The sequence below is a fragment of the Streptomyces sp. NPDC001222 genome (assembly GCF_042896945.1).
GTDB lineage: Bacteria > Actinomycetota > Actinomycetes > Streptomycetales > Streptomycetaceae > Streptomyces > Streptomyces gibsoniae.
Window position 1 is genome coordinate 174,093 of sequence record NZ_JBIAXT010000004.1, and the last position, 22,081, is coordinate 196,173.

The following is a 22,081-nucleotide window of genomic DNA, read 5'->3' on the forward strand; positions in this document are numbered from 1 at the left end:
TGCCAGGGCCCGGGGCGGATGTCGGGGAGCGGGTCAGCGGTCCTGTTCGGCGCGCTCGGCGTCCCGCTTCTTGATCCGGGCGGCTTCCTTGCGGACCTCGGCCTGGGTGGCGCGTTCCTTCTCCAGCCACTCGGGCCGGTCCTCCTTGAGCGCGTCGATCTGCTCGGTGGTGAGGGCCTCCGTGACCCCGCCACGCGCGAGACCCGCGATGGACACGCCCAGCTTCGCCGCCACCACCGGGCGGGGGTGCGGTCCGTTCAGCCGCAGCTCCCGCAGCCACTCCGGCGGATTCGCCTGGAGCTCGTTCAGCTCGGTGCGCGAGACGACACCCTCCTGGAACTCGGCGGGGGTGGCGGGGAGGTACACACCCAGCTTCTTCGCCGCGGTCGCGGGCTTCATCGTCTGGGCGGTCTGGTGCGACTTCATGGTGTCCAGACTATCCGCCGGGTAAGGGCCCGCCGACCACGCCCGGTAACCTGGCGGGGTGACAGGCTCGGAAGTACCCCCCTCTTTCCGGCTCGCGTACGTCCCCGGGGTGACGCCCGCCAAGTGGGTGCGGATCTGGAACGAACGCCTGCCAGACGTCCCGCTGACGCTGCTCCAGGTGCCGGCGGCCCAGGCCCCTGAGGTGCTGCGCGACCGTGAGGCCGACGCGGCACTCGTGCGGCTGCCGGTGGACCGTACCTTCTTCAGCGCGATCCCCCTCTACACCGAGACGACGGTCGTCGTCGTCCCCAAGGACCACCTGGTGACCGCCGTGGAAGAGGTGTCCCTGGCGGACCTCGCCGAGGAGGTCGTGTTCCACCCCCTCGACGACGTCCTGGACTGGGAGCAGCCGCCGGGGCTGCCCGCGTTCGAGCGGCCCGCCACGACGGAGGACGCGATCGAGCTGGTGGCGGCGGGGGTGGGGCTTCTCGTCGTCCCGCAGTCGCTGGCGCGGCTGTACCACCGCCGCGACCTCACCTACCGAACCGTCGTGGACGCCCCTCAGTCGGGCGTCGCCCTGTCCTGGCCCGAGGACGCGACCACGGACCTGGTCGAGGACTTCATCGGGATCGTGCGCGGACGGACGGTGAACAGCACGCGGGGGCGCAGCACGGCGCAGGCCGCCGCGCAGCCGAAGCAGACACGCTCCGACGCGGCGGGCGCCCGGCGCCAGCCTGCTGCCGGAAAGGCGGCGGGGAAGACGGGGCGGGCGGGCAAGCCCACGGGTACCGCGGGCAGGAGTGCGCGGAGCGGTTCCGGCGGATCCCAGGGCAATCGGCGCGGCAAGCCCCGCCGCCGGTCGTAGACGTACGACACCTACCCCGGCGCCCGCGACACCGGCCCGGGCGCCACGAGGCGCTCGATGATGCCCGGCGCCGGTGCCGCACCCCGCTTCACCACGTGTCCACGAAACCGCGCCCCCGTTCGTCCTCCGGTCCCTCCCAGCCCTCCAGCGCCGCGCGGATCCACTCCCGTGACCTGGCCGGATCGATCACCGCGTCGATCTCCAGCGCGGCTGCCGCGTTGACGGCCCTGCCGCGCTCGTACAGCTCCGCGACCCGCGCCTCGAACACCCGGGCCCGCTCCTCAGGGTCCTCGATGGCGGCCAGTTGCCTGCGGTAGCCGAGGCGGACCGCGCCCTCCAGGCCCATGCCGCCGAACTCGCCCGTGGGCCAGGCCGCGGTGGCCAGCGGCGCGTGGGTGGAACCGCCCATCATCGCCATCGCACCCAGGCCGTAGGCCTTGCGCAGGACCAGGCTCACCAGCGGCACCCGCAGGTTCGCGCCGGTGACGAAGAGGCGGGCGAAGTGACGTACCGTCGCCGTCCGTTCGGCGTCCGGGCCCACCATGAAGCCCGGTGTGTCGCACAGCGAGACGACCGGCAGCCCGAACGCGTCACAGAGCTGGAGGAAGCGGGCGGCCTTGTCGGCCGCGTCACGGTCGACGGCCCCGCCGAGGTGTGCCGGATTGTTCGCGATCAACCCCATCGGGCGGCCCCCGATCCGGACCAGACACGTCAGGACGCCCACCCCGAAGGCGCGCCGTAGCTCCAGCACCGTACCGGTGTCCGCGAGCGCCTCGATCACCGTACGCACGTCGTACACCCGGCGGCGGTTCTCCGGGACGGCGTGCCGCAACAACCGGGCGTCGGGCGCCTCCCAACTCTCCTGTGGTCCCCGGAAGTACGAGAGGTACCGCCGGGCCACATCGACCGCCTCCGCCTCGTCGGCGGCCTCGACGTCCACCACCCCGCCCGCGGCCTGGACCGCGCGCGGCCCCACCTCCTCGGGGCGGTGAACACCGAGCCCACCGCCCTCGATCATCGCCGGTCCGCCCATGCCGATCGTGGCGTCGGGCGTGGCGATCACGATGTCGCAGCAGCCGAGGAGGGCCGCGTTGCCCGCGAAGCAGCGCCCCGAGGCGATGCCGACCAACGGGACGCTGCCGCTGAGGGGGCCCATCCGCTGGAACGTGGTCACGTCCAGGCCTGCCACGGCCGTGGTGTCGGTGTCCCCGGGCCGCCCCCCGCCGCCCTCCGCGAACAGCACCACGGGCAGCCCGCGTTCCCCGGCGATCTGGAGCATCCGGTCGGTCTTGCGGTGGTTCTGCAGTCCCTGGGTGCCCGCCAGGACCGTGTAGTCGTACGACATCACCACGCACGGTGCGCCGTCGACCCGCCCGGTGCCGGTGACCATGCCGTCCGCGGGCGTCGACCGGATGAGGTCCTCCAGCGAACGCCGGCGCCGCTGCGCGGCGATCGCGAGCGCGCCGAACTCGGTGAACGACCCCTCGTCGCACAGGTCGGCGATGTTCTCGCGCGCCGTACGACGGCCGAGCGCATGGCGCTGCGCCACGGCCTCCGGCCGGTTCTCGTCCAGGCCGAACGCATGCCGCCGGACGGCCTCCGCGAGATCGGGCCGTACGGCGTCCGGGTCCAGGAGTGGCGCACCGTCGTCCTCATGGGGCCCGTCGTCCGTGACGTCCAGTTCCAGCAGGGGGCTGCCCTCGCCGACGGTTTCGCCCACGCGCGCGTGCAGGGCGCGTACGACTCCCGGGCCCGGAGCGCGTACGACGTGCTCCATCTTCATCGCCTCCAGCACCAGCAGCTGCCCGCCCGCGCGCACCGTCCCGCCCGGTGCGACGTCGACGGAGGCCACCGTGCCGCTCAGCGGTGCGGTCACGGTGCCGCCCGTCGCCTCGCCGTCGGCCTGGGCCGGCTCGCCGGGCACCAGCTCGGGCAGACACTGTTCGACGAAGCCCGTGTGCCACCAGAAGTCCGGCCGCTCCAGCACCGCCCGCAGCAGCGGGATCGACGTCCGCACGCCCTCGACCGCGAACTCGCCGAGTGCCCGTCGCACCCGGGCACAGGCCGCCTCCCAGCCGCCCTGCGGAACGTGCGCCACCACCTTCGCGAGCAGCGAGTCGTAGCGCACGCCCACATCGGCGCCCGTCCGCAGCGCCGTGTCGACGCGCACCCCCGGTCCCGTCGGCACCTCGAAGCGGGTCAGCCGCCCGGCCGAGGGCCGGACAGTGCCGTCGGCCGAGGTCACCTCGGCGTTGACCCGGGCCTGCACCGCGAACCCGCGCGGCGGCGGAGGAGGGCCCGCGAGGCCCAGTGCCGCGAGCGACTCGCCCGCCGAGAGGCGCAGTTGCACGGTCACCAGATCGACGCCCGTCACCTCCTCGGTGACCGTGTGCTCCACCTGGAGCCGCGGGTTGGCCTCGATGAAGTGGAACTCCTCGTCCCGCACCAGGAATTCGAAGGTGCCGAGCCCCGTGTAGCCAGTGGCGCGGGCCAGGCGCAGTGCGGCTGCCAGGATCTTCTCGCGCACGGGATCGGGGAGTTCCGGCGCCGGTGCGATCTCGATGAGCTTCTGGTGGCGGCGCTGCGCGCTGCAGTCCCGCTCCCACAGATGGGTGACGGCGCCGCTCGTGTCGCCGACGATCTGCACCTCGATGTGCCGGGCGCCCTCCAGCAGCCGCTCGACGTACAGCGTGTCGCGTCCGAACCCGGTCCGCGCCTCGGAGCGGCAGCGCTCCCAGGCCTCGTCCAGCTCACCGGCGGTGTGCACCACCCGCATCCCGCGCCCGCCGCCCCCGCCGACCGCCTTGATCATCAGGGGCCCGCCGCGCAGGAACTCCCGGGCCTCCGCCAAGGTCGTGCCGCCGCCCGGCAGCACGGGCACGCCGCAGTCCGCGGCGAGCGCACGCGCGCGTGCCTTGTCGCCGAAGAGCGCGAGGACGTCCGGTGCGGGGCCGACGAAGGTGACGTCCCCGGCGGCGCAGAGCCGGGCCAGCTGCGGATCCTCACTGAGGAAACCGTAGCCCGGGTGCAGAAAGCCGCAGTCGGCCGAGCGCGCGGCCGCCACCAGCGCCTGCGCGTCCAGGTAGTCGCCGATCGGCACGGCGTCGTCGGCGTGCCGGGTATGCGGATCGTCGCCGTCCGTATACACCGCGACCGTCCGCAGGCCCAGTTCGGCGGCGGCGCGCAGCACCCGGACGGCGATCTCACCGCGGTTCGCGACGAGCACGGCGGCAGAGCCCATGAATCCCTCCCCGATCGAGTTCTAGACAGTCAGCTCACGGCCGTGCGGCCGATCGACTCCACCAGCGGCAGCAGCCGGTGCGGCACTCGCTCGCGCAGTGCCACCTCCGTGCGGGTGCGTACGACCCCCGGCAGGCTGATCAGAACCTGGATGACGTCCTCCAGGTGCGCGTTGTCCCGTGCCACGACCCGGGTCATCAGATCACCGCCCCCGGTGATCGAGAACGCCTCGACGATCTCCGGCACGGCCGCGAGCGCGTCGCCCACGTCGTCCAGGTGCCCCTGGGTGACCTCGATGTGCACGAACGCGAGCACCGGGTGGCCGAGCGCGGCGGGGGACAGGAAGGGGCCCGCGCCGGTGATCACCCCGTCGCGCTCCAGGCGGTCCAGCCGGGCCTGCAGCGTGCCACGGGCGATGCCCAGGATCCGTGCGTACTCCCGCACGCTGGTGCGCGGCTGCTGGATGAGCAGCCGCAGGATGCGAGTGTCGAGTTCGTCCACGGCCATGGTCCGTTGGCCTCCCTGGTGCCGGACGGGATCGTGCGTGACTGTACCAATGGCTCAGTGGACAAGCAGCCGCTTGAGCCAGTGCCTTACTGATGCTTTCCTGATGCGTATCAATGGCGCCGCGCAGCGCAGGACCGGTGACGAAGCCGGAAACCGTGCCCGCGGCGCCATTTCCCATGTCCGGGCGGCACACAGACATGCAGGGGCGGGTCTCCCACGGTGAAGAAGATGTTCATGGCTCCGGATCCGGGGCTGTTCAGGCTGCGGGTCTCGCTGCGTGCGGTGCTCGGCATCGGTCTGGGCGTGGCGGTGTGCGAGGGGGCCGGACTGTCCCTGACCGCGTCGATCACCGGCGGGCTCGCCGCGCTCCTGGCGCTGTTCACGGTCGCGGACCCGACGGTGCGGGGCCAGGCGGTCACCACCGCGCTGCTGCCCGTCGTGGGACTGCCCGTCCTCACGCTCGCGACCGCCCTGCACGGGGCGCCGGCGATGCGGGACGCGGCGTGGCTCGCGGTGGTCTTCGCCGGTGTGTACGCCCGCCGCTGGGGGCCGCGCGGCAACGCGCTCGGCATCTTCGCCTTCATGACGTTCTTCGTCGCGCAGTTCCTGCACGCCGTCCCGGATCTGCTGCCGGAACTGTTCGCGGCCGTGGCGCTGTCGCTGGCCGCCGCGGCGGGGGTCCGGTTCGGCCTGTGGTGCGTCGAACGCCGTAGGCCGCTGCCCGCCGTGCCCGCGCCGCTGGGCGGGCGGGGACTGGCCCGGCCCGCCACCCGGCAGGCCTTCCAGGCGACGGCCGCCTGCGCCTTCGCGATCACCGCGGGCCAGGTGCTGTCGCACGAGCGCTGGTACTGGGCCGTCGGCGCCACTTGGTGGATCTTCGTGAACACAGCCTCGCGCGGCGAGACGCTGATCCGCGGCTTCCGGCGTGTCGTCGGCACGGTGACCGGCATCGTCGTCGGGCTGCTGGTCGCCGTGCCGCTGCACGGCACCCCCGCCCCCACGGCCGTACTCATCGCCGCCTGTGTGTTCGGGATCTTCTACACGGCTGCGTTGTCCTACAGCTGGATGATGTTCTTCGTCACCGTCATGGCCGGCCTGCTGTACGGCCTGCTCGGCGTCCTGCACCCCGGTCTGCTCGGTCTGCGCCTCGCGGAGACCGGCGTCGGGGCGCTCGGTGCCGCGCTCGCTGTCGCGTTCGTCCTGCCGATCACCACCCACGAGGTCACCGACCGATGGGTGCGCCGGGCGGTGCACGCCGTGCACGGCTGCACCGCCGAGGCGGCGCGCCGGCTCGCGGGCGACACGGAGGCGGACCCCGCGTCCCGCGCCGCCGAGCTGGAGGCACTGCTCGCGCGGGTGCGGGGGGCCCTCGCGCCGCTGGTGCACCCGCTGAATCCGTTGCGGTCCCGCAAGGCGCGGGCCCTGCAGGTGCTGGCCCTGCTCGACGTGTGCGCCCGGGAGACGCGCGGCCTGGTGGCCGTGGCCGCCGACCCCGACGCCTCGCACGACGCCCGCCTCACCGCCGCGTGCCGACGGGTCGAGGCGGCGGTGGAGGCACTGTTCGGCGCGGTGCCCGAGCGCGTCCTCGCGGCACATCCGGGTGTCCCCGGCCACCACCCGGGCGCCGAGCAGGCCCTCGGTCACCTCCATGACCTGGAACGCGCCCTGCTCGCGCTGGCCGCGCCGCTGAGCGGCTCGTCGCCCGCCCGGGCCTGACTTCCCCGGCCCCGCCCTTTGGTCTAGACCTGCTGCTACCGTCGTGCCGGCACAGCGTCGACGAGAGGGGACGGCATGGCGGACGGCGGCGGACGGCGGGCGTACATCGGCTCGTTCACGACGGCGGGAGGGCGCGGCATCCTCACGGCCGCCGTCGATCCGGGCAGCGGAGCGCTGACCGTCCTGAGCGCGTACGAGGGGCTGCGCGACCCGTCCTGGCTGGCGGTGTCGGGGGACATGCTGTACGCGGTCAGCGAGCGGCCCGACGGCGCGGTCGCTGCGCACCGCTGCGGCGGTGACCGGCTGGAACCAGCCGGTCCGCCGGTCCCCGTCGGCGCCGGACCCACGTATCTGAGCCTGTACGACGGTCACCTCCTGACCGCCGACTACGGCTCCGGCAGCGTCACCGCCGTCCCCCTGCGCGCCGAGGGGGTCCCGGCGGAGAACGCCTCCGGGGTGCTCCGGCATCGGGGCTCCGGGCCCGACCCGCAGCGGCAGGAGGGCCCCCATGCCCATCAGGTGCAGCCGGACCCCAGCGGCCGCTGGGTCGTCAGCGTCGACCTGGGCACGGACTCCGTCCGCGTCTGCGCTCTTCAGGACGGCAGTGTGCGGCTGCATCGGGAGACGCCGCTGCCCGCCGGGTCGGGACCGCGCCATCTGGCCTTCCACCCGGACGGCGACCGCGCCTACGTCCTGAACGAACTGACGCCGACCGTGACCGTCTGCCGCTGGGACGCCGGAGCCGGGATCCTCGAACCGGTCGCCGAGACACCGGTGCTGCCTCAGGCGCCCGTGGGTGACGCCTACCCGTCGGGGATCGTCGCCTCACCCGACGGGCGCTTCGTGTGGACCGCGACCCGGGGACAGGACCTGCTGTCCGTGCTGGCGGTCGAGGGTGACGGACTGCGGTTGACGGCTACGGTGCCGTGCGGGGGCGTCTGGCCGCGTGCGATCGCCCTGTCGGAGGGTTTCCTCTACGTCGCCAACGAGCGGTCCGGGGGCGTGACCTGGTTCGCGCTGGACCAGGAGACCGGCCTGCCGCGGCGCGGCGGCTCGGTGGAGGCTCCGGCGGCCTCCTGTGTCGTCTTCGGCTGAGGCGCCCTCGCCTCCGCCCCGGTCCGTCCTCGTGTGCTCCGGCAGCCGTCCTGAGGGCCTGGTCAGGCAAAGGGGCCCGCTCCCGAGAGGGAAGCGGGCCCTGGTCGTCCAGGTGCTCTCGTGCGGGGCTCAGCGGGCCGGCGCGCCCTGCGGCTGCTGCGGGGCGATGCCGAGCGCCGTCGTGTACTTGGCGAGCGCCAGCTTGCCGATCGCCGGGTACGCGCCCAGGGCCTCGGCGGCGGGGCAGCCCGCCTCCTCGGCGGCCGCGTTCAGCAGACCGGTCTCCAGCTCCGGGCCGATCAGGTACGGGGCCAGCGCGAGCTGCTGCGAGCCCGAGGATCGCAGCTGCTCCGCGACGGCCGCGATCGAGCCCTCCTGGTCCAGCGCGGCTGCCATCACCGGCACGGCGAGCCGTGCGGCCAGCAGCATGCCCGTGATCCCGGCCGCCTGCACGGCCTCGTCGCCACCCACGGACGCGAGGATGATGCCGTCCGCGGCCGTCGCCACCGTGAACAGACGGGCGCGGTCGGCGCGGGCGAGGCCGGCCTCCGACAGGCGCACGTGCAGCGCCTCGGCGAGCAGCGGGTGCGGGCCGAGGGCATCGGTGAGGTCGGCCGCGACACGGCTGTCCATCACGGCCTGGCGGACCCGGCGCAGCAGCGCGCTGTCCGGACCGGCCAGCAGGGGCACCACGACGGCGACGGGGCCCTCGGGGGCCTTGGCCTCCGCGCCGGCCGCGATCGCCTGCTCGTAGCGGGCGGTGCGCTCCTCGGCGGTGTGGCTGAGGACGGACTGCAGTGTGGGGAACTCGGACTCGTCCCCGTCCACGTAACCGATCCGCGCGTCGAGACCGGGCAGCTCGGAACGTGCGATGCTCACAACCTCCTCGGCGAGGCTGCGCGTGGCGGCGCTGGGCGTGCCCGGCACCGCGAGGACGAGCGCGGGCGCGCCCTCGGGAGCCGCCAGCGGTTCGGGCCGGCGGTGCCGTCCGGGCTGGCGGGGTCGCGGCATTCGTACAGGCAGGCCGGATGCCGGCCCAGTGGGGGAGCTCATGGCGCCGCATGCTACTAACTTTGTGGGCTCCCCTGTTCGGGGAGGGTGCAGGTGAGCGGTATCCGTCCGGTTTTGTCTGATGAGTTACGTACGGATGAGAAGTGATCGATACCGTGTGACTCACCCGTCACGCACCCGGAGCATCGGCCCACCCCCGGCAAGAGGGACCACTCGCCCTTTTCGGTCGCGAGGTACAGCGGTCGTTCGGCCTACGGCAGTTTGAGCACGTCGTCCGCCGGTGCGCGAACGGTCCGCGCGGCGCCGTACGGCGGGTCGCCCTGGGAGGGGACCTGCCGAGCGCGCGGAAGTCGGTGTGCCAACTCATCCCGGAGCGGCGTGAGGAGCGGTTCCTTCATACGGAACGGGTGGCCGGTCAGGGCGACTCAGGGCGGCCGGAAGAGGGGCCGGAGCGGCCCCGATCACGGCCGCCGGCGAGGCCCCCAGGCGTTAGGGCAGGCGCCAGTCCACCGGCTGTGCGCCCTGCCTGAGCAGCAGGTCGTTGGCGCGGCTGAACGGGCGCGAGCCGAAGAAGCCGCGGTCCGCCGACATGGGCGACGGGTGCGCCGACTCGACCGAGGGCAACTCGCCGAGCAGGGGCCGCAGATTGCGGGCGTCACGGCCCCAGAGGATGGACACCAGCGGCTTTCCGCGTGTCGCCAGCGCCCGGATCGCCTGCTCGGTGACCTCTTCCCAGCCCTTGCCCCGGTGTGCCGCGGGACGGCGCGGGGCTGTGGTCAGCGCCCTGTTGAGCAGTAGGACGCCCTGCTGGGTCCACGGTGTGAGATCGCCGTTTGACGGCTGGGGCAGGTCCAGATCCGTGTTCAGCTCCCGGAAGATGTTGATCAGGCTCCCCGGCAGCGGACGGACGTCCGGGGCGACCGAGAACGACAGCCCCACCGCGTGTCCCGGGGTCGGGTACGGATCCTGTCCGACGATCAGGACGCGGACGTCGTCGAAGGGCTGCTGGAAGGCCCGTAGGACGTTCGGTCCCGCGGGGAGGTAGGTGCGCCCCGCGCCGATCTCCGCGCGCAGGAAGTCGCCCATCTCGGCGATCCTTCCGGCCACGGGTTCCAGGGCCTTCGCCCAGCCGGGTTCGACGATCTCATGCAACGGTCGTGGTGCCACGGGCGTCACCCTACTGCCGGGCGCACGCCGACGATCAACCGGTGGCCTGAGGGCGACCGAGAATGATCGCGAGAGTTGCGATCGGGGCAGGGGACGGGCGTATGCGACCGAGCGCAAGTCCTTTCTCTCGGGGGATCTTTGAGCGGCTGTCTCCGGGCCCGCGGTCCGCAGTCCTGCCTGTGTCGGATCAGGCGATCACCGCCGCCCGTACGCACAGCACGTCCGGCAGATGGGACGCGAGCTGCTGCCAGCTGTCCCCGTCGTCCGCCGACGCGTACAACTCGCCGTTGCGATTGCCGAAGTACACGCCCGCGGGGTCCCCGTCGTCCGTGCACAGGGCGTCGCGCAGCACGGTGCCGTAGTGGTCCTCGCCGGGCAGGCCGGCCGTGAGCGGTTCCCAGCTCCTGCCCGCGTCCGCCGTCCGGAAGACACGGCAGCGGTGGCCCGCCGGGACGCGGTCGGCGTCCGCGTTGATCGGGAAGACGTACGCCGTGTCGCCGCGATGCGGATGGGAGGCCGCGGCGAAGCCGAACGTGGAGGGCAGCCCGGCGCCGATGTCCGTCCAGCGCTCGCCGCCGTCGTCGCTTCTGTAGACCCCCCAGTGGTTCTGCAGATACAGCCGGTCCGGGACCGCCGCGTCCTGTGCGACCTTGTGGACGCACTGGCCGAACTCCGGGTTCGGATCGGGCAGGAAGACCGCGGACACACCCGAGTTGGACGGCTCCCAGCTCACGCCGCCGTCCCGGGTCCGGAACACCCCCGCCGTCGACACGGCGACCGTCACGGCCTTGGGGTCCCGCTTGTCGGTCACCACCGTGTGCAGGCCCTCGCCGCCGCCGCCCGGCACCCATCGGCCGCGCGTCGGGTGCTCCCACAGAGGGCGAACCAGCTCGAAGCTCTCGCCGCGGTCCTCCGAGCGGTACAGCGCGGCCGGCTCCGTGCCGGCATACACGACGTCCGGCTCCGCTGCCGCCGGGTGCAACTGCCACACGCGCTCCAGCGAAGAGCCGGTGTCCTGGGGGAACTTGACGGCGGGTCGGGCCGGCTCGGCCCAGGTGCGGCCCAGGTCGTCGGAGTGGAAGACGGACGGCCCCCAGTGCGAGCTGTCTCCTCCGGCCAGCAGGCGCGGGGTCGCAGCACGGGTGTCGATGGCGACCGAGTAGATCGCCTGCGCGTTGAAGTACGGACTGTCGTCGAACTCCCATGCGCCGCCCCGTCGCCGCGCGATGAACAGTCCCTTGCGTGTGCCCACGGTGAGCAGTACCTCGGTCATGCCGGCCACCTCCGAAACGCCGTTGTTCCAGACACGGGCCAGTCTGCACCCAGGCACTGACAGTCACCCCGACTCGCCTTGTTCGCGCAGGTCGTATGCCGTGTTGCCGAACGAGGAGAGCGTTCCGCCCGGGGGCCGGACCGGGGCGCGGCGGACATCACGTGAGCAGCGGCGGCCCGGCTCTCGTATGGGAGGGCGTTCGGGGGTATCCGTGCGTGCGTGAGAAGGAGGGCCTCGATGAGGCGGCTGCCATCGAAGACGGCGTTCCGCGGTCCCAGGGTGTGGTGGTGGCGGTGGCGGAGCAATCCGCTGCGGCGCCGCAGCGATGCGCTGGAGGCCTGGGTCGTCCTCACCGTGTGGGTGGTGTCCGTGGTCGGGGGAGTGCTGACAGGGGTGGCGGCGACGCACTCCGTGGAGCACGGCCTGGCCCAGGAGCGGGCCGAGTGGCGCCCGGTCGTGGCCCTGCTCACCGAGGACGCGCCGAAGGCGACGGCCTCGACCGCGTCCGGTGCGGGACGTGTCTGGGCGGACGTGCGCTGGACCGGGACCGACGGCCGATCCCACGCGGGCGAGGCGCGCGTGGCACCGGGCAGCCGCACGGGCACGACCGTCACCGTGTGGACGGACGGCGGCGACTCCCTGGTGACCCGGCCCGCCTCCCTGTCCGAGGTGCAGATACGCGCGGCGATGGTCGGGGTGCTGGTCGGCGCGAGCGTTGCGGCGGTTCCGTACCTGGGCGGGCGCATCGTCCGTGAACGCCTGGAACGGCGCCGCATGGCGCAGTGGGACGAGGCCTGGGCGCGGTTCGGCCCGATGTGGGGCCGCAAGACGGGCTGACCCGGCCCGCCCCCGGAACGGGCCCGGTCGAGCAGCCCCGGGACACAGACGGCTGCGTCCTGCAACAGTGCGACGCCTGCGGCGGTTTGCCTGTCGCTCGGGAGCGCGGGCGTCATCGCGTGGGGCGAGGCATGGGCGCGGTTCGGCCCGATGTGGGGCCGCAAGACGGGCTGACCCGGCCCGCCCCCGGAACGGGCCCGGTCGAGCAGCCCCGGGACACAGACGGCTGCGTCCTGCAACAGTGCGACGCCTGCGGCGAGTTGCCTGTCGCTCGGGAGCGCGGGCCCATCGCGGAAGCATGCCTGGGTGGAACGTCGCGGCCGGTACGGCCCGGCCGCGACGTTCCGCCCAGGCATCGTTCGAGGCAGGCCCGCCCGGCACCGCGCGCTCCTGAGACGGTCTCGCCGGCGCACCCGGCCCTGAGCGCCCCGCCCGGCACGGCCCGGCGGGCGCAGCCAGTCCGGTACCGGCCGCCGATCGGCCCGTCCGGCGAAGTGACGAGGCGCAGCAGCCCCCGGCGCATCGAAGCTCCCCCCGCCCGCTCTGCACGGCCCCTCGACCCCTCAAAAATACCCCCCGGGGTAATCGTGTTAGCCTCCAGATACCCCCGGGGGTAATTCGGTCGGCGAGGGCCGACGAAGGCGAGCGAAGGAGTGCCCGGTGTTCTTCATCGACACCATCGAGCTGTCGGGGCTCGGAAACCGCAGCTATCTCGCGGGCGGCGCGCACACGGCCGTGGCCGTCGACCCGCCCAGGGACGTCGACCAGGTGATCGCCGCGGCCGCGCGGCGCGGCGTGCGGATCTCGCATGTCGTCGAGACGCATCTGCACAACGACTACGTCTCCGGCGGTCTCGAACTGGCTCGCGTCAGCGGTGCCGCGTATCTGGTCCCGGCCGCCGCGCGCGTCTCGTTCGCGCGGACCGCCGTGCACGACGGCGACACCGTGGTGATCGACACCGGACTGACCCTGCGCGCCCTCGCGACCCCCGGACACACGCCGCACCACACCTCGTACGTCCTGGAGGAATCCGACGTCCCGGACGCAGCGGCCACGCCCGTGGCAGTGTTCACCGGCGGCTCGCTGCTCATCGGCGCGGTCGGCCGCCCCGACCTCGTGGAGCCGCGGCTGACCGAGCGGCTCGCCCGCGCCCAGCACGCCTCCGTCCACCGCCTGGCCACGGAACTCACCGACGACACCCCCGTGCTGCCCACGCACGGCTTCGGCAGCTTCTGTGCCTCCGCCTCCGTACAGGCCACCGGCAGTACCACCACCATCGGCAAGGAGAAGGAGACCAACGAGGCCCTGCTGCGCGACGTCGACGCCTTCGTCGCGGACCTGCTGGCCGGCCTGGCGGACATACCCGCGTACTACGCGTACATGGGCCCCGCCAACGCCGAGGGCCCCGCACCGGTCGACCTGACCCCGCCCGCGGTCGCCGACGCCGACGAGATCGCCGCACGCCTGGCCGCGGGGGAGTGGGTGGTGGACCTGCGCAGCCGGGTCGCCTTCGCCGAGGGGCACGTCGCGGGCTCGCTGAACTTCGAGGCGGGCGGGCAACTCGCCACGTATCTGGCCTCGCTCGTCCCGTGGGGCAAGCCCGTCACGCTGCTCGCCGAGTCGCCGGAGCAACTGGCCGCGGCGCAGCGCGAGCTGACCCGGGTGGGCATCGACCGCCCGGCCGCGGCCGCTGTGGGCGGCCCCGCCTCCTGGATACGGGACGGCGCGGCCCCGGCCTCCTTTCGGCGTGCCACCTTCGCCGAACTCGCCGCCCGACGCGCAACCGGGGGCACGGGTGGGGGCATGGTCGTCCTGGACGTCCGCCGCGCCGCCGAACGCGCCGACGGACACGTCGAGGGATCGGTGCACATCTCCCTCCACACCCTGTACCGGCGGCTCGACGAGGTCCCCACGGGTGAGGTGTGGGTGCACTGCGCGGGCGGCCTGCGCGCCGCGATCGCCGCGTCCCTGCTCGACGCCGCGGGCCGTTCCGTCGTCGCCGTGGACGACGGCTTCCCGTCGGCCGTGGCGGCCGGACTCACCGTGCGGCGGAGCCGTGGCGACGGCGGCCCGGCCGCGTGAGCACTCTGGTCCTCGCACTTGCCGCCGGTGCCGTGATCGGCCTGGCGCTCGGGGCGCTCGGCGGCGGTGGGAGCGTTCTGGCCGTCCCCGCCCTGATCCATCTGCTCGGCTTCACGCCGGTCGCCGCAACCACCGGAAGCCTGCTCATCGTGGCGGCGACCTCCGCCACCGCCCTGGTCGCACACGCTCGCGAAGGCAACGTCCGCTGGCTCGCGGGAAGTCTGTTCGCCGCGGCGGGCATTCTGCCCGCGATGCTCACGGCGGTCCTGGCGGCCAGGGTGCCCGAACCCGTGCTGGCCGGTGCCTTCGCCGCCATAGCGGCGGCCGCCGCACTGCGCATGCTGTGGCCGCGACAGGCGGCCGACGAACAGCGCGAGCCACGGGCGGTGCCCGCCGCCGCGGCAGGCGCGGGGCTCGGCGCGGTCACCGGATTCCTAGGGGTCGGCGGCGGCTTACTCGCCGTACCGGCACTGGTGAACGTCCTCGGACTGCGGATGCGGCTTGCGGTGGGCACCAGCCTGCTGGTCATCACGATCAACTCGCTGGCGGCACTTGCGGCCCGCACAAGCACGGCAGCCGGTCTGAACTGGTCCGTCGTCGCGCCCTTCGCCGGGGCGGCGGTCCTCGGCGCGTGGGACGGGAAACGGCTCGCCGCCCGGGTCCCCGGCGGCCGGCTGCAGCGGTACTTCGCGGTCGTGCTGCTCGCGGTGGCCGTCTTCATGCTGGCCGACGCGATCCTGTGAACGCTCGTCGCGTCACGCCAGCGACAGGAAGAGCTTCTCCAGACGGGCCCGCATCGCCTCGCGGTCCTCGGTCGGCGTGGATCCGTCCTCGCCGTCGGTGAGGCACTGCTGCAGACCGGTCGCGATGATCGCGAAACCCGCCCGGTCGAGGGCGCGGGAGGCGGCGGCGAGCTGGGTGACCACGTCCTCGCAGTCGCGGCCCTCCTCGATCATCCGGATCACACCGGCGATCTGGCCCTGCGCACGACGCAGTCGGTTCAGTACGGCGCGCAGCTCGGCACCCGCCAGATCCAGGTCCACGATCCCTCCTCAGAAATACCCCTGGGGGTAATCTACCCCGCTTCGGGGCAACAGCGACAACCAAGGATGACATTCATGTCCGACCCGCAGACCACCACTCCGTACGCCCCGCTCGCCCTCGACATCGCCACGGCCCGGGCCCGAATGGCCGATCTGACCGTCATCGACGTACGGACGCCCGCCGAGTACGCCTCGGGGCATCTCCCCGGGGCGCTCAACATCCCCCTCGACGCCCTCCGTGACGCCCTGCCCGCGCTGCGGGAGGCCGCCTCCCGCAGCGATGTGCTCCTGGTCTGTGCCTCCGGCAGCCGCTCCGCAACCGCGTGCGGGATCCTCGCCGGGCACCGCGTCGCCGCGGCCACCCTTGTCGGGGGCACGAAGGCATGGGCCGCCGCGGGGTACGAGGTGCAGCGCCCGGCGTCCGGCGCGCGCGAGGTGTGGGGGATGGAGCGGCAGGTGAGGTTCGCCGCGGGCTCGTTGGTGCTGGTCGGCCTCGGGCTCGGCCGACTGGCTCACCCGGCGCTCCGGCTGCTGTCGGCGGGCGTCGCGAGCGGGCTCGTCTACTCGGCCGTGACCGACACCTGCGGGATGGCCCTCCTGCTGGGCAAGTTCCCGTACAACCGGCCGCGCGGCGCGGGCCTGGACGCCACTCTCACCCGGCTGCGCGAGCGCTGACGGACACGGTCGCGGCCCGGGCGGGTCGCGACCGCGGTCACGGCGGAGACGGCAAGCGGCTCAGACGGGCTGCTGATCCCGAGGCGGTTGCCGCTGTGCGGCGTGTTGCGCGACGGTCAGGGGCGCGTCGCACCGCGCGGCGGCCATGAGGGACTGCCAGTCGGGGAGCTTCACCACCGCCCGGCCGAGCGAGAGCCCGAGCTCGGCCTCCGCCCGCTCGATCGCCAGCCACCCCGGCCACTCGACCGGAGCGAGTCCGTCCGCCCGCAGCAGCGGGAGCGCGTCCTCGGGCACCTCCCGCCCCCTGAGCCCGGAGGCGTCCTCCAGCAGGGAGGTCACCGTCTCCTTGGCGCAGGGCCGGTTGGTGCCGATCACGCCGGTCGGACCCCGCTTGATCCATCCGGCCACGTACTCGCCCGGTGAGGCGGCCCCGTCCCGCAGCACCCGCCCCGAAGTGTGCGGCACGGTGCCGGTCTTCGCGTCGAACGGCAGCCCCTCCAGGGGCACCCCGCGATAGCCGACCGAACGCAGTACGAGCTGGGCCTCCACGTCCTCGTGACGCCCGGTGCCCCTGACGCCGCCGGCCCCGTCGGGGACCGTCCGTTCGAAGCGCACCGCGCCCACGCGGCCTTCCCCGGGCTCCGGGCTGGGTTCGAGCGGGGAGGCGCCCTCCGCGGGGAGCAGTTCCGCCGGTCGTAGGAAGAACCGCAGGTGGATCCGGCGGGGAGCCCCGCGCGGCGGTGTCGCGGCCCATGTGCGCAGCACCTCGACGTTGCGACGCTGGGTGGCCGGCAGCCCGGACGGGTCGAGGTACGCCGGGTCGAGCGCCAGCTCCTCCTCGTCCACGATCACGTCGGTGTCCGGCAGGGTGCCCAGCTCGCGCAGCTCCTTGGTGGTGAACCGGGCCTGCGAGGGGCCGCGCCGGCCCACCATGTGGATCTCCGTGACCTCGCTGGCGGCCAGCGCCGTGAGCGCCGCCTGCGGCATGTCTGTGGGGCTCAGCTCCGTCACCCCGCGGGCGAGGATCCGGGTCACGTCCACCGCGACGTTCCCGACGCCGATCACCACGGCCGACCGCGCGCCGAGCACGAAGTCGTCGGCCATGGAGTCCGGATGTGCGCTGTACCAGGACACGAACTCCGTCGCCGACCAGCTGCCGGGCAACTCCTCGCCCGGGATGCCCAGATGCCGGTCGGTCGCGGCGCCCACGCAGTAGACCACCGCGTGGTAGAGCTCGCGCAGCCGGGCGGGCGGCACTCCGCCCTCGCCCACCTCGACACCGCCGAGGAACCGGATCCGCTCGTGTTCGAGAACCGTGCGCAGGTTGTTCTGCAGCGACTTGATCTTCTCGTGGTCGGGCGCCACTCCGTAGCGCACCAGCCCGTACGGGCAGGGCAGCCGGTCGAGGACGTCGACACGTACCTCCGGGTCCTGCTGGACGAGGCTCTGGGCGGTGTAGACCCCGCTCGGCCCGGAGCCGACGACGGCGACATTCAGCACGGCGGAACTCCCTCGCTGAGGAGATCGCTGGTGGCTCCAGCATTGCACCGCGCGCGACGGGAGGGGAGGGCGACCGTGGCACTGGGCCGACGGAGTGCGGAGCGGGTTCCTGCCGTGCGTGGCTCTTCGCATGGTATGTGATCGCTCGCTTACGTTGCGTATATGTTGGAAGCGTCCTTTGGGGATTTTTCCGATCACTTCCGATCCGACTTCCCTTCGGACGGGCCGGTGTCCGTGTGGCCCGCCTGGGAAGTGCAGGAGTGCGGGAGTGTCACGTCGTGGTACGCGGTCCGGCTCGATCTGCCCGACGGGGGACGGGTGGACGTGCTCGCGGTGGCGGCCGGTGGATGCGTGGAGATCGAGGAGGTCAGGGCGCAGCCGCCACTGTCCCTCGACGATCTGACGGCGCTCGCCGACTGGATCGAGGAACCCCTGCTGGAGGCGTGCGCCGCGCAAGCCGCCTCGTCACCCGGGTCCGCCCTGTCACCCGGGTCCGCCCTGTCACCCGAGTCCGCCGAGGCGCTCGTGGCCGGCGACCGTCCCGCCTGGCCGTCCGGCGCCGAAGGGATGCGCCTCGTCGCCGAGGAGTACCTTGCGGCCCAGGGGCAGGGGGCCGACCCGGTGCTCGCGGTGATGTCCGCGACGGGCCGCAGCCGTCGCGGCTCGCTCAGGCTGATCGGCGGGGCACGCGACGCCGGCTTCCTGACACCACGTCACACACGGCGCTGAGCGGGACCCGCACGACGGCGGAGGTGTCCGCGAGGGCAGGGGTGTACGCGGCGGCAGGAGTGTGGCCGGGTCACTCGTCTAGCCGTCCTGCCCGGTCTCCTCCGGACGGCAGCTGTCCTGGCCGGTCCTCTCGGGATCGCGGCTCTCCGTCGCGAAGAACCGGGACAGGTCCTTGTCGTGCGGCTCGGGCGTGCCCTCGGCATCCGGCGGTGTCCCCAATCGCCAGTCGAGTCCGTACCGTTGGAACAGCTCGGCCCGCAGCACCGGCAGCGGCATCGGCGCGCCGGGCACGAGCGCAGCGTAGACCGCGCCCATCAACAGGGCCCGCAGTCTCGGGTAGTCGGCGCCGGGGTCCGGCGACCCGTGTCCGGCGACCGTGGTGCGCAGCAGCTCCGCCAGCCGTTGCTGTTCGGGGCACTGCACGAACCCCTCCGCCTGCAGGATGCCCGCCATGTGCTGGCGCATCAGTACGGGATGATGAACCGTCAGCCCCAGGATCGCGTCGATGGCCCGCGCCATCCGCTCGCGACCGTCCTCGGTGCGGGGCTCGCGTTCCAGGGCCTCCTCCAGAGTGCGGTGCATCAGGCGGTGCACGGCGGACTGGAGGAGCTGCCGTTTGCCGGGGAAGTAGTACGACACCAGGCCGCGCGCGGAACCGGCGCGGTCCGCGATGTCGCCGAGCGTCGTCGCGTCGTAGCCGCGCTCGCTGACCAGTTCGACCGCGGCCTGCAGAAGCCGCTCGCGGGAACGCCGCCGCAATTCTTCATTGACCGAGGCGCTGCGCGGGGACATCCTGGACTCCTGCGTTGACTGGTTGCCAGCCAACTATACTCAGCGCATCCGGACCGTGCCCGGCGGGCCCGTTCCGGGGGCGTCTGCCCTGGATCACACGGGGGATGGTCCAGGGCAGGCACCGGTCTTGCCTCCGTGTCGAGCGTCGGCCGTACCCGCCCACGCCGGACCTGCTCTGAGAACTCGCACCCCGTCCCCGCCCCTCCTCACGAGTCGCGGTCTCGGCCAGGTCTCGCAGTGGCGCTCAACGGTCCCTAGAGTGGGCACGAGTCCCAGAGGAGGCATACGCACATGGACCAAGAGCAGATCCTGACCCGGATCTCGGCGATGGTGGACGAGGAACGCGGCCTGCGTGACGCGCTGCAGTCCGGGCGGATCGACAGCGCGACGGAGCACGAGCGGCTCACCGAACTGGAGCACGCGCTCGATCAGTGCTGGGACCTGCTGCGCCAGCGTCGAGCCAAGGCCGAGTTCGGCGAGAACCCTGACGACGCCCGCGTCCGCCCGGCGTCCCAGGTCGAGGACTACGAGGGCTGAGCGCGGCCGAACGGCCGGCTCAGCCGATCAGGTCCAGCACGGGACGGAGCCCGTCCGGGCGTTCGGCCACCGGGCGATGATCGACGAAGTGCACCGCGCAGCCCAGGTCCGCCGCGCCGCCGTCGGCGCGGCGGTCGTCCCCCACCATCAGCGTGTGCTGCGGAGCCACCCCGAGCGTGTCGCAGGCGAGGGCGAACAGCCGGGTGTCCGGCTTCTGGATTCCGTGTTCGTACGACAGCACGTATGCGTCCACGTAGGGCGCGACCCCGTGCTCGCGGAAGATCGGTCGCAGGTCCCAGCCGATGTTGCTGACCACGCCGACGGCCACGCCCCGCTCCCGCAGTGCGCCGAGCACCTCGGCCGTGTCGGGGTAGGGGTGCCAGGCGGCAGGCGTCATATGGCGGTCGTAGAGGGTGTCATGGAGCCGCGGGTCCGGCAGCGGCACCTGACGTGACAGGCCGGTGTACGCGGCCCGGTGCGCCTCCGCGCTGCGGTCCCGCACCGCCCACAGCGCGGCCAGGTCGTCCGGCAGGGGAGCGGTGGGAGCGGCGCCGCCGGCCAGCGCGCCCGCCGACTCCAGCCGCTCGGCCGCGCGGATCAACTCCGCCTCGGGCAGGGCCAGTCCGGCTTCCGTCGTAGTGGCGCGCAGCCATGACTCGGTCGACTCGACGCGGAAAAGGGTCCCGGAGAAGTCGAAGAGCGCAGCTTTGATCGTCATGGGCCGATCCTTCGGGACCGGTCCGCACGGGTCAAGGACCGCTTTTCGCCCGAGCGCGGCGCCCGACGGGCCCTGCTGTACCCGGCGCAGTACGCGACAGGGCGCGCGGAGCCGCCGTGCCGGGGCATGAGCCACAGCGGGCCACCCCGGCCCCGTGCGACCGGTGGCTATCCCAGGGCCCGCAGCCCCGGTACGAACGCCACCAGCACCGGAATCACGGGAACCAGCGCCGCCGTCGCCGTGAGCCTGAGCCGGTGCGCCGCCGGCAGCCGGTCCGGCGGAGTGAGAAGACGGTGGACGCGCTGGGGCACATGGGACTGCGGGGTGGCGCAGGGCCCGAACACGCCCCGGTCCTCGTTGAGTTCCACCAGCGCGAGCGCGGTGGTGAGGCGGCCGTGGCGGCGCGACGCCATGTCGTCGGCCGCGAGCTCGACCAGCCGGTGCATCTCGTCGCGGAACGCGGCGAAGACCGGCACCTGCGGGAAACCGTTGGCCAGGGCGGCCGAGGAGTGCAGCAGCCAGTCGTGCCGCGCCCGTGCGTGGCCCTGCTCATGAGCGAGCACCGCGTCCAGCTGGCTGCCCTTGAGCCGGCGCAACGCGGCCGTGGTGATGACCAGCCGGGGCGGCGCTCCGGGCAGCCACCAGGCGTCCGGGCGCTCCCCCTCCAGCACCACCAGCCGGTCGCTGCCGGGCTCCTCGCCGGGCAACTGCGGGGCACGCACGAGCAGTTCGGCCCGGCTGCGCCGACGGCGCGACTGTGCTCGTACGACCTCCCGCACCAGCATCGCCGCGGTCCACACCCCGCCGCACGCGAGCGCCACGGCGGTCGTCGCGGCCCAGGTGCTTCCGGTGCCCAGCGCATAGGCGTCCACGACGCCGTGCGGTGCGGTGGCGAACACATGGCCCCGTACGGCGGCCCAGGCCGCGGCAGCGCTGAGGGTCATCGACAGCGCGCAGCACACCAGTACGGCCGCCACCACGCACTGCCACACCCACAGCGCGACCACCGGTTCCCGGTCCGGCCAGTCCGCCCGGGCGAGCAGCCGCGGAGCGAGCACGGCGGTCAGGGCGCCGAGCAGCAACAGTGCCGCGGGGACCATCATGGGCCGAAGCCTATGAGCCGGGCGGCGCCACGGGATACGTGCTGTCGCGCCAAAGTGACGTACACCACGGTTTCGTTGTGCCGTCTCGTACGGGGCTGGTGTGCCCGCGCGATCGCCTGCTCCGGGGTGCTCCGGAGTGATGCGGAGCGCTTCAGAGGGCCAGAAGCATCGCCAGCATTCCGATCGCCATGGACAGCCGGCACACCCGTGCGAGTTCAGGACGGTCGCCCCAGCCCGCGGGCCGCGCACCCCCGGCCGTGGCCACCGCGGTCACCGGCACCAGCCGCACCCCCGACCACAGCACATAGACCGTGAAGTAGAGCAGGAGTGCCCCGGTCAGGGGCGGTATGCCCCCGTGCTCGTGGTGTCCGGGCGAGGACGCCATCGCCGCCGCCATGTAGACCATGGCTCCGGCACCCACCAGATGGTGCAGATGGTGGGTGCTCGCCCGGGCCGCCCACAGGGCCCGCAGGGCAGCCCCGCCGAAGACGAGGGCGTAGGCGACCCAGACCCAGCGTGGCGGCACCACGACCGCCGTGGGCACCGCCATAACCGCCATGCCGAACCCCATCAGCGCCTCGCCTCCCGCCGCCCGGCGCTGCTCCTCGACGGCGCTGCGCATGCGCAGCAGACAGTAGGCACCGGTCGCCGCGCACAGCGCGACGAGCAGCCAGCCGGGCGAAGCCGGTCCGTGCACCGCGCACCTCCCGCTCGACACTGAGACGGACTCAGGGGGCATGCCCCTCACCGACGGTGCGCAAGCGA

At 73.3% G+C, this 22,081-nt stretch carries 21 protein-coding genes; 9 read left to right on the forward strand and 12 right to left on the reverse strand.

Features of this window, described 5'->3' with window-relative positions; genetic code table 11:
• Positions 1-33 precede the first annotated feature (33 nt).
• Positions 34-426 (reverse strand): DUF5997 family protein, encoded by a 393-nt coding sequence (locus ACFY2Z_RS08230; RefSeq protein WP_311699310.1) that lies wholly within the window; start codon positions 424-426, stop codon positions 34-36.
• A 58-nt stretch (positions 427-484) separates the two neighbouring features.
• Here ACFY2Z_RS08230 and ACFY2Z_RS08235 point away from each other — a divergent pair, with 58 nt between their 5' ends.
• Complete coding sequence (locus ACFY2Z_RS08235; RefSeq protein WP_390743356.1) at positions 485-1,291, forward strand: LysR family substrate-binding domain-containing protein; 807 nt, start codon at positions 485-487, stop codon at positions 1,289-1,291.
• Positions 1,292-1,379: 88 nt separating this feature from the next.
• Here the strand turns inward: ACFY2Z_RS08235 and ACFY2Z_RS08240 are convergent, their stop codons facing one another.
• A complete protein-coding gene (locus ACFY2Z_RS08240) occupies positions 1,380-4,532 on the reverse strand; it encodes a carboxyl transferase domain-containing protein (protein ID WP_390743357.1) in 3,153 nt (1,050 codons plus the stop codon).
• A gap of 29 nt (positions 4,533-4,561) precedes the next feature.
• Positions 4,562-5,038, reverse strand: coding sequence for an Lrp/AsnC family transcriptional regulator (locus ACFY2Z_RS08245; RefSeq protein WP_390743358.1), 477 nt, complete (start codon positions 5,036-5,038; stop codon positions 4,562-4,564).
• Between the two features lie 228 nt (positions 5,039-5,266).
• On the opposite strand from ACFY2Z_RS08245, the gene ACFY2Z_RS08250 reads away from it, so the two are divergent.
• Positions 5,267-6,754, forward strand: a complete 1,488-nt coding sequence (locus ACFY2Z_RS08250; protein WP_390743359.1) for an FUSC family protein — start codon at positions 5,267-5,269, stop codon at positions 6,752-6,754.
• 75 nt (positions 6,755-6,829) lie between these two features.
• On the forward strand, positions 6,830-7,849 hold the full coding sequence (locus ACFY2Z_RS08255) for a lactonase family protein (RefSeq protein WP_390743360.1): 1,020 nt from the start codon (positions 6,830-6,832) through the stop codon (positions 7,847-7,849).
• A gap of 129 nt (positions 7,850-7,978) precedes the next feature.
• Here the strand turns inward: ACFY2Z_RS08255 and ACFY2Z_RS08260 are convergent, their stop codons facing one another.
• The 3 genes from ACFY2Z_RS08260 to ACFY2Z_RS08270 form a co-directional block, all read right to left on the reverse strand.
• Positions 7,979-8,902: a sirohydrochlorin chelatase gene (locus tag ACFY2Z_RS08260; RefSeq protein WP_390743361.1), complete on the reverse strand. Its 924-nt coding sequence runs from the start codon at positions 8,900-8,902 to the stop codon at positions 7,979-7,981.
• A 447-nt stretch (positions 8,903-9,349) separates the two neighbouring features.
• Positions 9,350-10,027: a uracil-DNA glycosylase gene (locus ACFY2Z_RS08265; protein WP_390743362.1), complete on the reverse strand. Its 678-nt coding sequence runs from the start codon at positions 10,025-10,027 to the stop codon at positions 9,350-9,352.
• Between the two features lie 187 nt (positions 10,028-10,214).
• On the reverse strand, positions 10,215-11,300 hold the full coding sequence (locus ACFY2Z_RS08270; RefSeq protein WP_390743363.1) for a WD40/YVTN/BNR-like repeat-containing protein: 1,086 nt from the start codon (positions 11,298-11,300) through the stop codon (positions 10,215-10,217).
• 237 nt (positions 11,301-11,537) lie between these two features.
• Here ACFY2Z_RS08270 and ACFY2Z_RS08275 point away from each other — a divergent pair, with 237 nt between their 5' ends.
• The 3 genes from ACFY2Z_RS08275 to ACFY2Z_RS08285 all read left to right on the forward strand — a co-directional run bounded on the left by ACFY2Z_RS08275 (position 11,538) and on the right by ACFY2Z_RS08285 (position 14,962).
• Positions 11,538-12,137 (forward strand): hypothetical protein, encoded by a 600-nt coding sequence (locus ACFY2Z_RS08275; protein ID WP_390743364.1) that lies wholly within the window; start codon positions 11,538-11,540, stop codon positions 12,135-12,137.
• Positions 12,138-12,797: 660 nt separating this feature from the next.
• Complete coding sequence (locus tag ACFY2Z_RS08280) at positions 12,798-14,219, forward strand: rhodanese-like domain-containing protein (RefSeq protein ID WP_390743365.1); 1,422 nt, start codon at positions 12,798-12,800, stop codon at positions 14,217-14,219.
• Complete coding sequence (locus ACFY2Z_RS08285; RefSeq protein ID WP_390743366.1) at positions 14,216-14,962, forward strand: sulfite exporter TauE/SafE family protein; 747 nt, start codon at positions 14,216-14,218, stop codon at positions 14,960-14,962. The genes ACFY2Z_RS08280 and ACFY2Z_RS08285 overlap by 4 nt, the downstream gene beginning before the upstream one ends.
• 12 nt (positions 14,963-14,974) lie before the next feature.
• On the opposite strand, the gene ACFY2Z_RS08290 is transcribed toward ACFY2Z_RS08285, so the two are convergent.
• Entirely contained in the window at positions 14,975-15,262 is a 288-nt protein-coding gene (locus tag ACFY2Z_RS08290; protein WP_390743367.1) for a metal-sensitive transcriptional regulator, read from the reverse strand.
• 75 nt (positions 15,263-15,337) lie between these two features.
• On the opposite strand from ACFY2Z_RS08290, the gene ACFY2Z_RS08295 reads away from it, so the two are divergent.
• Entirely contained in the window at positions 15,338-15,937 is a 600-nt protein-coding gene (locus tag ACFY2Z_RS08295) for a rhodanese-like domain-containing protein (RefSeq protein WP_390743368.1), read from the forward strand.
• Positions 15,938-15,997: 60 nt separating this feature from the next.
• Here ACFY2Z_RS08295 and ACFY2Z_RS08300 read toward each other — a convergent pair whose 3' ends face one another.
• Positions 15,998-17,437 (reverse strand): FAD-dependent oxidoreductase, encoded by a 1,440-nt coding sequence (locus ACFY2Z_RS08300; RefSeq protein WP_390743369.1) that lies wholly within the window; start codon positions 17,435-17,437, stop codon positions 15,998-16,000.
• A gap of 228 nt (positions 17,438-17,665) precedes the next feature.
• Here ACFY2Z_RS08300 and ACFY2Z_RS08305 point away from each other — a divergent pair, with 228 nt between their 5' ends.
• On the forward strand, positions 17,666-18,166 hold the full coding sequence (locus ACFY2Z_RS08305) for a DUF6214 family protein (RefSeq protein WP_390743370.1): 501 nt from the start codon (positions 17,666-17,668) through the stop codon (positions 18,164-18,166).
• Between the two features lie 78 nt (positions 18,167-18,244).
• Here the strand turns inward: ACFY2Z_RS08305 and ACFY2Z_RS08310 are convergent, their stop codons facing one another.
• Positions 18,245-18,958 carry a TetR/AcrR family transcriptional regulator gene (locus tag ACFY2Z_RS08310; RefSeq protein WP_390743371.1) on the reverse strand — a complete coding sequence of 238 codons (714 nt, stop codon included), beginning with the start codon at positions 18,956-18,958 and terminating at the stop codon, positions 18,245-18,247.
• Between the two features lie 291 nt (positions 18,959-19,249).
• Here ACFY2Z_RS08310 and ACFY2Z_RS08315 point away from each other — a divergent pair, with 291 nt between their 5' ends.
• The gene (locus ACFY2Z_RS08315; protein ID WP_390743372.1) at positions 19,250-19,495 is read left to right on the forward strand and encodes a DUF2630 family protein; all 246 of its coding nucleotides are present in this window, start codon (positions 19,250-19,252) and stop codon (positions 19,493-19,495) included.
• A 19-nt stretch (positions 19,496-19,514) separates the two neighbouring features.
• Here ACFY2Z_RS08315 and ACFY2Z_RS08320 read toward each other — a convergent pair whose 3' ends face one another.
• The 3 genes from ACFY2Z_RS08320 to ACFY2Z_RS08330 all read right to left on the reverse strand — a co-directional run bounded on the left by ACFY2Z_RS08320 (position 19,515) and on the right by ACFY2Z_RS08330 (position 22,013).
• Positions 19,515-20,213, reverse strand: coding sequence for an HAD family hydrolase (locus ACFY2Z_RS08320; RefSeq protein ID WP_390743373.1), 699 nt, complete (start codon positions 20,211-20,213; stop codon positions 19,515-19,517).
• A 167-nt stretch (positions 20,214-20,380) separates the two neighbouring features.
• Positions 20,381-21,316, reverse strand: coding sequence for a M56 family metallopeptidase (locus ACFY2Z_RS08325; protein WP_390743374.1), 936 nt, complete (start codon positions 21,314-21,316; stop codon positions 20,381-20,383).
• A 151-nt stretch (positions 21,317-21,467) separates the two neighbouring features.
• Positions 21,468-22,013, reverse strand: a complete 546-nt coding sequence (locus ACFY2Z_RS08330; RefSeq protein WP_390743375.1) for a DUF5134 domain-containing protein — start codon at positions 22,011-22,013, stop codon at positions 21,468-21,470.
• Positions 22,014-22,081 lie beyond the last annotated feature (68 nt).

Excerpts from the sequence above, each read along its gene's own strand:
- ACFY2Z_RS08250 (WP_390743359.1), top strand. The coding sequence starts at position 5,267 with ATGTTCATGGCTCCGGATCCGGGGCTGTTCAGGCTGCGGGTCTCGCTG.
- ACFY2Z_RS08310 (WP_390743371.1), bottom strand. The coding sequence starts at position 18,958 with ATGTCCCCGCGCAGCGCCTCGGTCAATGAAGAATTGCGGCGGCGTTCC.
- ACFY2Z_RS08320 (WP_390743373.1), bottom strand. The coding sequence starts at position 20,213 with ATGACGATCAAAGCTGCGCTCTTCGACTTCTCCGGGACCCTTTTCCGC.
- ACFY2Z_RS08230 (WP_311699310.1), bottom strand. The coding sequence starts at position 426 with ATGAAGTCGCACCAGACCGCCCAGACGATGAAGCCCGCGACCGCGGCG.
- ACFY2Z_RS08295 (WP_390743368.1), top strand. The coding sequence starts at position 15,338 with ATGTCCGACCCGCAGACCACCACTCCGTACGCCCCGCTCGCCCTCGAC.
- ACFY2Z_RS08325 (WP_390743374.1), bottom strand. The coding sequence starts at position 21,316 with ATGATGGTCCCCGCGGCACTGTTGCTGCTCGGCGCCCTGACCGCCGTG.
- ACFY2Z_RS08315 (WP_390743372.1), top strand. The coding sequence starts at position 19,250 with ATGGACCAAGAGCAGATCCTGACCCGGATCTCGGCGATGGTGGACGAG.
- ACFY2Z_RS08270 (WP_390743363.1), bottom strand. The coding sequence starts at position 11,300 with ATGACCGAGGTACTGCTCACCGTGGGCACACGCAAGGGACTGTTCATC.
- ACFY2Z_RS08240 (WP_390743357.1), bottom strand. The coding sequence starts at position 4,532 with ATGGGCTCTGCCGCCGTGCTCGTCGCGAACCGCGGTGAGATCGCCGTC.
- ACFY2Z_RS08245 (WP_390743358.1), bottom strand. The coding sequence starts at position 5,038 with ATGGCCGTGGACGAACTCGACACTCGCATCCTGCGGCTGCTCATCCAG.
- ACFY2Z_RS08275 (WP_390743364.1), top strand. The coding sequence starts at position 11,538 with ATGAGGCGGCTGCCATCGAAGACGGCGTTCCGCGGTCCCAGGGTGTGG.
- ACFY2Z_RS08260 (WP_390743361.1), bottom strand. The coding sequence starts at position 8,902 with ATGAGCTCCCCCACTGGGCCGGCATCCGGCCTGCCTGTACGAATGCCG.
- ACFY2Z_RS08255 (WP_390743360.1), top strand. The coding sequence starts at position 6,830 with ATGGCGGACGGCGGCGGACGGCGGGCGTACATCGGCTCGTTCACGACG.